Source organism: Aquirufa antheringensis (assembly GCF_023921165.1).
Lineage (GTDB): Bacteria > Bacteroidota > Bacteroidia > Cytophagales > Spirosomataceae > Aquirufa > Aquirufa antheringensis.
Genome location: NZ_CP049835.1, coordinates 1,713,546 through 1,727,014 on the forward strand (window position 1 = coordinate 1,713,546; position 13,469 = coordinate 1,727,014).

General features: G+C 42.1%; 9 protein-coding genes. 5 read left to right on the forward strand and 4 right to left on the reverse strand.

Going from position 1 to position 13,469, the window contains the following annotated elements:
* Positions 1 to 363 precede the first annotated feature (363 nt).
* From G9X63_RS07810 to G9X63_RS07820, 3 genes are all read left to right on the forward strand, one after another.
* Complete coding sequence (locus tag G9X63_RS07810) at positions 364 to 2,814, forward strand: ribonucleoside-diphosphate reductase subunit alpha (protein ID WP_130896060.1); 2,451 nt, start codon at positions 364 to 366, stop codon at positions 2,812 to 2,814.
* An 80-nt stretch (positions 2,815 to 2,894) separates the two neighbouring features.
* Entirely contained in the window at positions 2,895 to 3,536 is a 642-nt protein-coding gene (locus G9X63_RS07815) for a lysoplasmalogenase (protein WP_161566438.1), read from the forward strand.
* Positions 3,537 to 3,539: 3 nt separating this feature from the next.
* A complete protein-coding gene (locus G9X63_RS07820; protein ID WP_252622311.1) occupies positions 3,540 to 6,461 on the forward strand; it encodes an FAD-binding and (Fe-S)-binding domain-containing protein in 2,922 nt (973 codons plus the stop codon).
* 2 nt (positions 6,462 to 6,463) lie between these two features.
* On the opposite strand, the gene nagB is transcribed toward G9X63_RS07820, so the two are convergent.
* Together nagB and G9X63_RS07830 are read right to left on the reverse strand one after the other, a co-directional pair.
* Complete coding sequence (gene nagB / locus G9X63_RS07825) at positions 6,464 to 8,365, reverse strand: glucosamine-6-phosphate deaminase (RefSeq protein WP_130896063.1); 1,902 nt, start codon at positions 8,363 to 8,365, stop codon at positions 6,464 to 6,466.
* Positions 8,366 to 8,369: 4 nt separating this feature from the next.
* The gene (locus G9X63_RS07830) at positions 8,370 to 8,585 is read right to left on the reverse strand and encodes a helix-turn-helix domain-containing protein (RefSeq protein ID WP_252622313.1); all 216 of its coding nucleotides are present in this window, start codon (positions 8,583 to 8,585) and stop codon (positions 8,370 to 8,372) included.
* Positions 8,586 to 8,736: 151 nt separating this feature from the next.
* Between G9X63_RS07830 and G9X63_RS07835 the strand changes: the two genes are divergently transcribed.
* Complete coding sequence (locus G9X63_RS07835) at positions 8,737 to 11,109, forward strand: TonB-dependent receptor (protein ID WP_252622315.1); 2,373 nt, start codon at positions 8,737 to 8,739, stop codon at positions 11,107 to 11,109.
* A 1-nt stretch (position 11,110) separates the two neighbouring features.
* Entirely contained in the window at positions 11,111 to 12,019 is a 909-nt protein-coding gene (locus G9X63_RS07840) for a DUF4249 domain-containing protein (RefSeq protein ID WP_161566437.1), read from the forward strand.
* Here the strand turns inward: G9X63_RS07840 and porT are convergent, their stop codons facing one another.
* Both porT and ubiE read right to left on the reverse strand, forming a co-directional pair.
* On the reverse strand, positions 12,020 to 12,706 hold the full coding sequence (gene porT, locus G9X63_RS07845; protein ID WP_130923649.1) for a type IX secretion/gliding motility protein PorT/SprT: 687 nt from the start codon (positions 12,704 to 12,706) through the stop codon (positions 12,020 to 12,022). It abuts the gene before it with no gap.
* A complete protein-coding gene (ubiE, locus tag G9X63_RS07850) occupies positions 12,703 to 13,440 on the reverse strand; it encodes a bifunctional demethylmenaquinone methyltransferase/2-methoxy-6-polyprenyl-1,4-benzoquinol methylase UbiE (RefSeq protein ID WP_130923648.1) in 738 nt (245 codons plus the stop codon). The genes porT and ubiE overlap by 4 nt, the downstream gene beginning before the upstream one ends.
* Between the last annotated feature and the right edge of the window lie 29 nt (positions 13,441 to 13,469).

Consider the following 13,469-nt stretch of genomic DNA (forward strand, 5'->3'; position numbering starts at 1 on the left):
TTTCTAAGAAGCAATCCCGCTAATGAATTGAGAGGCGGGGGTTTGCATGTGGTATTTCAAATACGTCCTTTTTTTATATTTTTTTTGGGCTAAAAATAGTTTGCAAGACGGCTGCTTTTTTTCTAATTTTACCAAGAGCACAATCAGCCAAAGATGCTTCAATTTTTGGTTTAGGAAAGCATAAAAACAAAACCGCCACGCACTCAATTTGTTAGCACAAAAAGAGGCATAAAGCTAAGAAAAAACTTCTCTTAACACGGGAGATCTTTTGCCTTAATTTTAACTGGCTGTTTTTTATATACTAGTTCTGAAAGTTTTTAAAATATAATAGCATAGTTTTTAAAATATAATAGATAGATACACATGTACGTAGTAAAAAGAGACGGTCGTCGCGAATCAGTAAAGTTTGACAAAATCACCGCCAGAATAGAAAAGCTGAGTTACAGCTTAGATCCATTTTTTGTTCAGCCTTTAGAGGTTGCCAGAAAAGTGATCACTGGTTTGTTTGATGGCGTTAAAACCACTGAATTAGATAATTTAGCGGCTGAAACGGCTGCCTCTTTGACGACAAAACATCCAGATTATGCAGTCCTAGCGGCTCGTATCGCGGTTTCTAACTTACACAAGAACACATTGAAGTCCTTTTCGGCTACGATGAAGCGCTTGTATACGTATGTAGATCCTAAGACGGGTTTGAATGCGGCCCTCCTTTCGAAAGAGGTGTACGACATCATCAAAAACAATGCCGTTGAATTAGATGAAGCAATTATCTATGATCGCGACTTTGGCTACGATTATTTCGGTTTCAAAACCTTAGAGAAATCCTATCTATTAAAACTGGACGGTCAGATCGCAGAACGCCCTCAACACATGCTGATGCGTGTGGCGGTAGGTATCCACGGAGCTGATATTGCAGCGGCGATTGAGACCTATAATTTACTATCTGAGCGTTGGTTCACTCACGCAACTCCGACCCTCTTTAATGCGGGTACTCCTAAGCCTCAATTATCGTCTTGTTTCTTGCTTACTATGCAGGATGATTCGATCGAAGGAATCTATGATACCTTGAAGCAAACAGCTAAGATATCACAGTCTGCAGGAGGTATTGGATTAAGCATCCATAACATCCGTGCAACAGGCTCTTATATCAAGGGTACGAATGGTACTTCAAATGGTATTATCCCAATGTTACGCGTATTTAACGATACAGCTCGTTATGTGGATCAAGGGGGTGGAAAACGCAAAGGAAGCTTCGCTATTTACTTAGAGCCATGGCACGCAGACGTGTTTGAATTCCTAGAATTGAAGAAGAATCATGGTAAAGAAGAAATGCGTGCGCGTGATTTGTTCTACGCCCTTTGGATTCCCGATTTATTCATGAAGCGTGTAGAGAATAACGAAGAGTGGTCTCTATTCTGCCCTCACGAGTGTCCAGGTTTAGCGGATACACACGGAGCTGAATTCGAAGCTTTATATGAGAAATACGAATTAGCTGGTAAAGCTCGTACAGTTGTAAAAGCACAAGAATTATGGTTTAAGGTATTAGAATCTCAAACAGAGACAGGAACGCCCTACATGTTGTTTAAAGACCATGCGAACAACAAGTCAAACCAAAAGAACTTAGGTACTATTAAGTCTTCGAACTTATGTACAGAGATCATAGAGTATACAGCGAAAGATGAAGTAGCGGTTTGTAACTTAGCTTCTTTAGCACTACCTAAATATGTCAACGCTGACGAAAACGGTGTTTTACGTTTTGATCACAAGAAATTATACGATGTGACGAAGATTGCAACACGCAATTTGAACAAGATCATCGATGTGAACTACTACCCAGTAAAAGAGGCGGAGAACTCGAATATGCGTCACCGTCCGATTGGTTTAGGTGTTCAAGGTTTAGCAGACGTATTCATTTTGTTACGTATGCCATTTGAATCAGCTGAAGCGCAACAATTAAATAAAGATATCTTCGAAACTATCTATTTCGCAGCGATGGAAACATCGATGGAATTAGCGAAAGTAGAAGGTCCGTATTCTACTTGGGAGGGTTCACCAATCTCGAAAGGAGTATTCCAATTCGATATGTGGAATGTAACTCCATCTTCAGGAAACTGGGATTGGGAAGATTTACGTTCGAAAGTAGTAGAGCATGGTGTGCGTAATTCCCTTTTAGTGGCTCCGATGCCTACGGCTTCTACTAGCCAGATTTTAGGAAACAACGAATGTTTCGAGCCTTATACATCGAACATTTATGCGCGTCGTGTATTGTCAGGTGAATTTGCGATCGTGAACAAGCACTTATTGAAAGACTTGATCAAATTGAACTTATGGAACGATTCCATGAAGAATAAGTTGATCATAGCAAACGGGTCAGTTCAAAATATTCCAGAAATTCCTCAAAACTTGAAAGAGTTATACAAGACGGTTTGGGAGATTAAGCAAAAGACCATTTTAGAGATGGCAGCTGATCGTGGAGCGTATATTTGCCAATCGCAAAGTTTAAATATCCACATCCAAGATGTGAACTTCGGTAAATTAACTTCGATGCACTTCCATGCTTGGAAGTTAGGCTTGAAAACAGGTATGTATTACCTACGTACGAAAGCTGCAACGGATGCGATCAAGTTCACTGTGGAGAAGCAAGCAGAACCAGCTATTGAGCAAACTAATTTAGTGAACGAGACGGAATTAGTGTACTCAGAAGCAGCAGCGAAAGCGGCGGCCGCTAGTTTTGATAATAGCGTAGATCAAAATAAAGCAGATATGACATGCTCTTTGGATAATCCAGATGCTTGTGAGGCTTGTGGATCTTGATCCACAACCGATCTGAACGAAAAAAATCACTTGACCATTTGTGTTGAGTGATTTTTTTTTGCCACCTAAAATCGTTGATGATGAAAAATATGTTTTTGAAATTGTTCTGGCTTGATGCAATTGTTGAGTTACTATCTCCCTTGCTTTTTGCCTCTCACCCCGAGGTACGTCTGGTCACCAAGCCCCTGCTGATGATCTTATTAATGGGTCATATCGCACAAGAAAATCCGAAGCCTGCTCTCTTTTTTACGGCCTTTTTCGCTCTGTTAGGCGATGTGTTATTGATGCTTCCAGATAGCCCGCTGTATTTTCAGCTTGGTTTAGTTTCTTTTTTAATTATGCAGTTAAGCTATATTCGCCTATTCGCTAAAGAAGCCTCAGATGAGACTTGGGTGCCGGCCCATGCGCGAAAGCCTTTAGCTGGCATACTTATTTATGTGTTCTCGTTTTTAGCCTTTTTAAATCCTTATTTAGCCGGTGGAATGAAGATTCCGGTGACCTTGTACGCGTTTGCGTTAGGTTCCATGATGTACTTTGCGGTACGTATGCGAAACCAAACGATTGTCTTAGGGGCCTTTTTGTTTGTGGTTTCTGATAGCGTTTTGGCTTTTGGAAAGTTTTATTATTCTTTTCCTGGGATTTCCGTCGTGGTAATGGGTACTTATATAGTGGCTCAATTGCTACTAATCAGTGCTTTGTGTAAATTGCAACTTAAGAAATAAACCATGGCAACCCAAATCACCGACTCAATTCTCTCTTCTCTAGGTAGCACCTTACAAGGAACGCTTCATACGGATACCGTGATGAAGACTTTGTATGCGACGGATGCGTCAGCTTATCGCGAGATGCCTTTAGGGGTGGCGATTCCGGAGACTCAGGAAGATATAGAGAAAATTATTCGCTTTGCGGATAAGCACGCTATTCCTTTGATTCCACGTACAGCCGGAACCTCCTTAGCAGGCCAAGTGGTGGGAAAGGCCTTAGTGGTCGATGTGTCCAAGTTTTTTAACCGTATTTTAGAAGTAAATGCGGCCGAATCCTATGTGTGGGTAGAACCTGGGGTAGTGCGGGATGTCTTGAATGTGGAGCTGAAGAAACAGGGTTTGTTTTTTGGTCCAGAAACTTCTACGGCTAATCGTGCCATGATAGGTGGAATGGTAGGGAATAATTCCTGTGGGTCAAATTCTGTCGTCTATGGTTCCACCAGAGACCACGTATTAGAGGTGGAAGGCTATTTGTCTGATGGTACACCTGTTCACTTTAAGTCGGAAGATCCCTTTGAGACGATAAAAACACTTACGCCAGGTTCTCGTTTGCATGGTATTTATGAGAAGACCCTAGCTGCCTTATCTGATCCGAAGCATCAGAAAAATATCACGGAGGAGTTTCCGAAACCAAGCATTGATCGTCGTAATACAGGTTATGCCGTGGATATGTTGTTGCATACGAATGCTTTTGAGCAGACAGATGCACCATTTAATTTCTGTTCGCTTTTGGCGGGCTCTGAAGGTACGCTTTGCTTTGCCACACGCATTAAGTTGCATGTCGATGCCTTGCCTCCCGCACATTTAGGCTTAGTTTGTGGTCACTTTAATACCATTGATGAAGCTTTACGTGCGAATTTAATTGCCTTGCAATTCAATCCATCTGCCTCTGAGTTGATGGATCATTATATTTTAGAGTGTACGAAAGCGAATCCAGAACAACGCCAAAACCGCTTCTTCGTGGAGGGCGATCCAGGAGCCATTCTGGTCGTGGAATTGCGTTCTGATTCAGCCGAAGATTTAGCCTCACAAGCGCAAGCCTGCGAGGCAGCGATGCGAAAAGCGGGTTTGGGCTATCATTTTCCGTTCGTGACAGGTGGGGATGTGAAGAAGGTTTGGGATTTGAGAAAAGCAGGTTTAGGTCTACTCTCTAATTTGCCGGGCGACGAAAAAGCGGTAGCTGTGATTGAAGATACGGCGGTAGACGTAAACGATTTGCCGGCCTTTATTGCTGAATTCAACGAGATTTTACAAGCGAATAACCTGTATTGTGTGCACTATGCGCATGCGGGATCAGGGGAGTTGCACTTGCGCCCCATTATTAATTTAAAAACCAAAGAAGGGCATCAGCAATTCCGCCATATTGCAGAGGAGATCGCTCGTTTAGTGAAGAAGTTTAAGGGTTCTCTTTCAGGGGAACACGGCGATGGACGTCTGAGAGGAGAGTTTATCCCTTGGATGGTAGGAGAGGAGAATTACCAATTGATGCGGGAATTGAAGTCTTGGTGGGATCCGAAGGAGATTTTTAATCCGAACAAGATCGTGGATACACCTCCGATGGACACGTTTTTGCGTTACGAAGCCGGTCAACAAACGCCTGAGTTTAAAACTGCTTTTCGGTTTAAAGATCAGGATGTATTGCAACATGCGGAGCAATGCAATGGTTCAGGAGACTGCCGCAAAACGCCTATTTCAGGAGGGACGATGTGTCCATCCTTTATGGCGACCAGAAACGAAAAAGAGACAACACGTGCCCGCGCAAATATTCTTCGCGAGTTTTTAACACGCTCAGAACAGCCTAATCGCTTTGCTCACGAGGAGATAAAGGAAGTGATGGACCTATGTTTGGCCTGCAAAGGTTGCAAGGCTGAGTGTCCATCTAATGTCGATGTGGCGAAATTAAAGATGGAGTTCTTATACCAGTACCAAAAAGAAAAGGGGCTTCCATTGCGTTCTTGGCTGGTGGGGAACTTTGCTAAGCTTTCAAACATTGCCTCTTATGTGCCTTTCTTGTATAATGTGGTGATGGGAACACCCGCGATACGCCGTATTTCTAATGCCCTCGTGGGTTTTCACCCAGATCGGACGATGCCATTGATGGCTAAACAAACACTTTGGTCTTGGTTAAAGACGCGTACGTCGCCGCTACAATCTAAGTCGCTTTACTTGTTTGTGGATGAGTTTACGAATTTCAATGATGCTGAAATAGGTCGCACAGCCGTTTTGTTGTTAGAGCGTTTAGGTTACGAAGTGAAGACTGTTCCTCATCCGATTTCGGGAAGAGCCTATTTGTCCAAAGGTATGCTGGACGAGGCGCGTGTACTTGCCATGCAAAATGTGCGCTTATGGTCCACGTTGATCTCTGAAAATACACCTTTAGTGGGTATTGAACCTTCTGCCATCTTGACCTTCCGCGATGAATATCCGGATTTAGTGTCGGATGAATGGGTAGAAAAGGCACAAGAATTGGCTAAAAATACCTTATTGCTCGAAGAATTTATCGCTAGAGAGGCGGATGCGAAACGCATTACGTCTGCGGCATTTAGCTCAGAGAAGAAGCGGATGAAATTGCATGGTCACTGCCAACAAAAGGCAATTTCGTCTCTTGTAGCTGCTAAAAAGGTTCTTTCTTTGCCAGAGAACTTCGAGGTGCAATTAATTCCTTCAGGATGTTGTGGGATGGCCGGATCTTTCGGTTATGAGAAAGAACATTACGATTTATCGATGCAGATAGGGGAATTAGTTTTATTTCCTACCGTGCGTGCTCAACCAGAAGAGGTAGATATCGTGGCATCTGGAACCAGTTGTCGCCATCAAATTCATGATGGAACTAAGCGGCATGCGAAGCATGCCGCAGAGATCCTGTATGCCGCGTTAAAATAAGGTTAGAATTTCCAGCGTACGAAGGCTTCCATGGCCTCGTATTCCGCTAGGCCTAGCGCGTTGTAGATAGAAGCCGTTGCCCGGTTTCTCTCTTCAGCGCGTTGCCAAAACTCCCGGGAATCATCCCCTTGGAACACGACTCCATCTTTTTGGGACTGATGTTTGAATATACCCATTCTCTTTTTGAACACTTGGTCAGGGGACATGGGCACGGCCATTTCGATTTGGTCAATATCCCACTCTGCCCAGGCGCCTTTGTAAAGCCATACCCAGCAGTTTTTCATATATTCGCGGTGCTTCAATCGCGTAACAGCCTCCATAATGGCGTCCAAACACACTTTGTGTGTCCCGTGTGGATCAGCTAGATCCCCCGCTGCATAAATTTGGTGGGGTTGAATTTCTTCGATGAGATCCATGACGATTTGGATGTCCTTTTCACCAATCGGTTTTTTGCGAATGGTCCCCGTTTCATAGAAAGGTAATTCTAGGAAATGAGCATTTTCTTTTTTAATTCCGACAAAGCGGCACGTATTTTTCGCTTCCCCTTTACGTATCAAGCCTTTGATTTCTCTAACGGCAGGAATATCGATTTCGGAATCTGGCTTATTACGTAAAAATTTGATGGCTTCTTTGTAGATGCGGTTCGCTTTCGCGTTTGGACTTTCAAATTTTTCGTTGAAATCAACGACAAATTCGGCAAAACGAAGTGCCTCGTCATCCGCTACGGCAATGTTTCCTGTTGTTTGATAGGCAACATGAACTTCGTGTCCTTGGTCATGCAAGCGTTGGAAAGTTCCACCCATGGAGATGATATCATCATCCGGGTGTGGGCTAAAGATGAGTACTTTCTTTTTTGCTGGAAAGGCACGTTCAGGACGATGGGTGTCATCGGCATTGGGTTTTCCACCTGGCCAGCCCGTAATCGTATGTTGTAAATAGTTAAATACTTCGATGTTGATTTCATAGGCCTGTCCATACAACGAGAGTAGTTCGGATAAGCCATGCTCATTATAGTCTTTTGAGGTTAACTTTAAAACGGGTTTTTGTAGAGATAAGGACAGGTGAGTTACGGCCTTTTTGATCATATTGCGATCCCATTTGACAGAGTCGACCACCCAGGGGGTTTTGATACGCGTAAGCATCGAAGCAGCTGTCTCATCTAAAATAAAGGACGCGTTCGGATGTAACTGTAGGTAGGAAGCGGGGATGTCTGAAGTAACAGAGCCTTCCACCGCTTTAGCCACACTAGCTGCTTTATGTTCCCCCCAAGCGAGCAAGACAATCTTCTTCGACTTCATGATGCTGTCGATTCCAAGTGTGATCGCTTTTTTAGGGACCTTTTGTAATCCTCCAAAATCAGGCGATGCATCGATTTTGGTCGCAATATCTAAGGTCATCAAGCGCGTTTTGGAATTGATGGTCGATCCAGGTTCGTTGAATCCAATATGTCCATTGCGGCCAATACCTAATAGATAATAATCGAAGCCACCTAGTCGCTCAATCTTTGCTTCATAGTCTCGGCAAAACTCTGGAATTTTGTCTAAAGCCAAGGTTCCATCTGGTAAATGGTAATTTGTTACCGGTATATCAATATGGTCAAAGAGTTGTTCCTTCATGAAACGAACATAACTCTGGATCGAATCGGGTTCCATCGGATGGTATTCATCGAGATTAAAGGTGATGACATCTTTAAAACTCAAGCCTTCTTCTCGGTGAATTCTGATTAATTCCTGGTAGACTTTTTTAGGCGAGGAGCCTGTCGCAAGACCCAAAATGGTGGGTTTGCTAGCTTGGTTATTTTTGCGAATTAAATCGGCAATTTCCTTTGCAACAGACTTAGAGGCTGAATCGGAGTCTGAAAAAATATGTGTTGGAATGCGTTCAAAGCTGATTTCTTGTTCCATAATCTTATTTTTTTGCGATTTTGCCTGCTACAATCAGGAGGTCGAGTGAGAGGGCATCGAAAATGCGAAGGATGGTTTTGATGGCTGGGTTGCCTTTTCCTAATTCGATGCTGTGAATCGTTTTGATGGCTACGCCACTTCTTTGGCTTAATTCTTCTTGTTTTAATCCGATGGCATTTCTTTTTTCTCTTACGATTTGCCCGAATACTATTAAATCCATTGTTGCTAGGTTTTTGACAAATGTAAAGAAAATTATAATATAAAAAACAAATCGGAATTATATTACTGATGTATAAAAAATTACCCCAAATATCCGTTTATCATAATTTAACAGTTAGAAAAAACAATTCCCGTATCTTTGGGTTTTTAATATGATGCGCAAACTATTATTCCTTATTTTTCTGCTTTCATCTGGGCTATTAAATGCACAGAAATCAACGATTAGTGGCTACGTGAAAGAAGCTTCGAGTGGCGAAGGCCTCATCGGGGCGAGTGTCTATGTGAAAGAGCTGAAGACCGGAAATGTAACAAACACCTATGGTTTTTATAGCTTAACGCTTCCCGCAGGTAAGTATACCCTTGTTTTTTCTTCGTCTGGATTTAAAAAATGGGAGCAAGCCGTTGATGTTGCGGCTAAATCTCAAGAGATTTCTGTGGAATTAGTTGCAGATTCTCAAGAATTAGCTGAAGTAATCGTTAAAGCGCGCGCAAACGATGAGAATGTTAGAGGAATAGAGATGTCCGTTAATAAGGTGGATATCAAAACGATTCGAAAAATTCCAGCCTTATTGGGGGAAGTTGATTTAGTTCGAGCTATTCAATTGTTGCCAGGCGTCTCTACGGTGGGGGAGGGTGCCTCCGGGTTTAATGTACGTGGAGGTGGTGTTGATCAAAATTTAGTGTTATTAGATGATGCTCCGGTGTATAATTCCTCCCATCTTTTTGGTTTCTTTTCAGTGTTCAATCCGGATGCGGTAAAAGATGTGAAATTATTTAAGGGCGGAATTCCTTCCATGTATGGTGGTCGGGCCTCGTCTATTTTGGATGTGAAGATGAAGGAGGGAAATGCGAAGAAATTGGAAGTGAATGGGGGTGTAGGGGTGATTTTCTCTCGCTTATCCATTGAAGCGCCTATTGTGAAAGACAAAGCTTCTTTTATTGTAGCAGCGCGTCGTTCTTATATTGATGTTTTAGCAAAGCCTTTTTTAACAGGGAATAATGCAAACTCAAAATTTAGTTTCTATGATTTGACGGCCAAAGTTAATTATACCATCAATCAAAAGAACACCGTTTTTATGTCAGGTTATTTTGGGCGGGATGTGTTTGGGACAGGTTTTGGTTTTGATTGGGGGAATACGACTTTAACCACGCGTTGGAATCACGTCTTTTCTAATAAATTGTTTTTAAATGCCACCGCATTCTATAGTAATTACGATTACATGTTAGATTCCGATATTGAAAACAAACGTCCCAATGATGCCTTCAAATGGACTTCAAATATCGAAAACCTAAGTATCAAGCCCGACTTTACCTATTATTGGAGGCCGGATAATACCATCACTTTTGGAGGTCAACTACTTACCTATGACTTTACTCCGGGAAAAGCGAACGCGACTTCGAATGGCGAGAAAAGAGAGTTTGGCCAAGCAAATAAACAAGGGGTAGAGGCCTCAGCCTATGTGGGTCACGATTGGAAAATTAATTCCCGCTTGACCATTCAATACGGAGTACGTTACTCTCATTATGACTATAAGAGTTTGAATGGAGAATATTATGATCGAATTCCGGTACCCGAGAGCACGGAAAATCCATCCGGTTATGTGTTAAAAATTAACCAAACAGACCCGAATGCAGTTGTTGCTTCCTATGGTAACTGGGAACCACGATTTGCCTTAAATGTGACGGCTAATGAATCGTCCTCCTTAAAATTAAGTTATAATCGCCTCGTACAGTACATTCACTTAATGTCGAATACGGCTGCTTCTACACCGCTAGATGTGTGGACGTCTTCGACGAATAATATCAAGCCACAGATAGTAGATCAGGTGGCTTTGGGTTTGTTTAAGAATTTTGGCCCAGATGGAAATAATTACGAATCTTCCATTGAGATCTATTACAAGGATATGCAAAATCAAATCGATTACGCAGACCGGGCGAATCTCTTCTTGAATCCCTATTTTGAAAAAGATTTGCTTTTCGGAAAGGGGCGTGCCTATGGAATTGAATTCTTCTTAAAGAAGAATGTGGGCAAACTGACGGGTTGGGCAAGTTATACCTTGGCTAGAACGGAACGTAAAATAGAAGGCTTAAATAACAATGAGTGGTACGCGAATCGCTACGATCGAACACATACTTTGAATTTAGTGGGTCAATATTCGCTATCTGACAAATGGTCATTTGGAGCTAATTTCGCCTACATCACGGGAGTTCCGTACACGGTACCTTCCCAAAAATATATTTTTGATGGAATCGCCTATCCACAAACGGTTCCAGGTACGCGGGGAAATATTCGGGTGCCTGATTACCATCGCTTGGATATCTCGGCTACGAAGAAAAATAAGAAAGCTTTGTTTGGGAAAGGAAGTTCAGAGTGGGTATTCTCCGTGTATAATGTATACAACCGGAAAAATCCTTTCTCCATTTACACGCGACCTAATGAAGATAATTCAGTCCAAACAGAGGCCGTTCAACTATCTATCATCGGCTCCTTTGTTCCTGCCATCACCTATAATTTCTCCTTTTAAGATGAAGCCGATCTATTTATTCTTACTTCTTGTGGCCTTATCTTCTTGCGAAGAAGTGGTTACTTTACCTAGTCCAGCCTCGGATCATTACATCGTGGTAGAGGCGAACTTGACGAATCAGAACAAAGCTCAACAAATTATTTTGTCTCGTTCTCAGGATTATTTTGACCAAACGGCTGCGCCTAAACTTTCAGGAGCACAGGTTTCTGTATCAGATAGTCTAGGTAATCAGTTTATGTTTACAGAAAAAGTAGCGGCTAGTGGTCTGTATAGTTGGGAGCCCACGCCGCAACAGCCTAGCATCGGGAAAGTAGGAACCACCTTTACCTTACAGGTGAAGTGGCAGAATGAAATAATTACCGCGAAAGCTAAAATGAATCGGGTTCCAGCTATTGATTCTGTTTTATATCAATACGATGAGGCATCTAATCGACAGGCAGCGGATGGACAACCAAAAAATGGGTATGATGCGCAGTTTTATGCACGAGATATACTAGGTGCGGGAGATTGTTATCGGGTGAAGACTTACCGAAACGGCGTACTATTTAATGACCCCATCAATTTAACGCTAGCCTATGACGCCGGTTTTCAAAAAGGAGCTATGACGGATGGACTTATGTTTATCTTACCCTTACGCCGTTCTATTTCTCCTTCCCTGTACCAGGAAAATGATAAAATTCGGGTGGAAATTTGGTCAATTTCAGAGGATGAATTTAATTTTTACTCACAAGCTCGATTAGAGCTCAATAATGCGGGTCTGTTTTCTCGTCCTGCAGCTAATATTCCTACCAATATCAAGAACACGAATCCTGCCTCGAAATTACAAGGAACAGGCTGGTTCGGAGTTTCCGCTGTGAGCGCTTTCGAAACAGTAGTAGATCCTAAGAAAGCAAAAACAGGGTTGAAATAATTATTCGAAATTGAAGATTAAGCTAATTGTGTGCGAATTCAATTGACTCAATTTTGAATAGCTATTGGTTGATCCTGGCGGAACAAATAGGTTATTCAATCCGTGAGAGATACGAATCTCTGGGGAAAATTTGAAGAAACGGTAGAAGCGTTCGAACCCAATTCCATATTCTAACGAGAGTTCGGAAGTATTAGCCGTAACAGCTGTATTCTTTTTCTTGACGTTCGCCTCTAAGCCTAATTTTAGACCTGAGATTAAGTACATACGGTGATTTTGGCGACGAACTGAACGGAACTTTAATAGCATGGGAATCTCTAACCAAGTAGATTCTCTCGAAATCAACTCTTCGTTTGCGAATTGAATTTGACGATCGTACAAGGCGATGTTTAGGCCTGATTTCACCTCTACGTGCTTACTAAGTGCGTAATTAACGATTCCTCCGATCTGAAATCCGAAGCTACGAGGTGAGCTAAGCGATAGCGGTTCCCCTGTCACGTCATTGACAAGAACACTTGGGAAGCCATTCGCATAATAATTGCTGGAGGTTAAGCCGAACATGAAACCAAAATGCAGCGGTTTCTCGTCGTAAAACTCATCGTGCAACTGAATGTATTTCTTTCCTTGTCCTAAGGCAGTGAAGCCTAGCAAGAATGCGATAGCAAAACCAATTAAGTAACCTTTTTTCACGCGTTTTTCGCTTTTTTATGTCCTAAATAAATAGAGCAAATACCTCCCGTCATAGGGATCCATTGCGTATTAATAAAACCACATTCCCCATAAATTTTCAAGAAATCTTCTCCATCTGGAAAAGCTTGAACAGATTCAGGAAGGTAGGTGTAAGCCGCGGGGTCTTTGGAAATTAATTTTCCTAGAACGGGCAGGCAAAATTTCGAATAGAAGCTATAAAGCTGCTTCATGGGAAAGCTTTTCGGATTCGAAAACTCCAAAATCAAGCAATGTCCGCCCGGTTTTAACACGCGGTACATTTCTTTCAAGCCTTTGTCTAACGTTTCATAGTTTCTCACACCAAAACTAACGGTGATTGCATCGAAACTATTATCCGAAAAAGGAATTTTTTCTGAATCCCCTTTTTGTAAGGTTATGATATTGTCTAAGCCTAATTTCTTTATTTTCTCTACACCGAAGGCTAACATTCCTTCTGATATGTCGATTCCTACAATCTTTTCTGGCTTGATTTTTAAGGCTTCAATGGCAAAATCTCCCGTTCCGGTTGCAATGTCTAAAACGGACTTGATACCCTTATTTTGTAATAATTTGATGGCTTTTTTACGCCAAATAATATCAATCCCCCCACTTAACAAATGATTGAGGAAATCATATTTGTGGGAGATGGAGTTGAACATGTCTGCGACTTGTTCTTTTTTTCCTTTAGACTGATTTTTGTAAGGGACTACCATAATTTGAGCGAATTGGTTACGAACTAAACCAG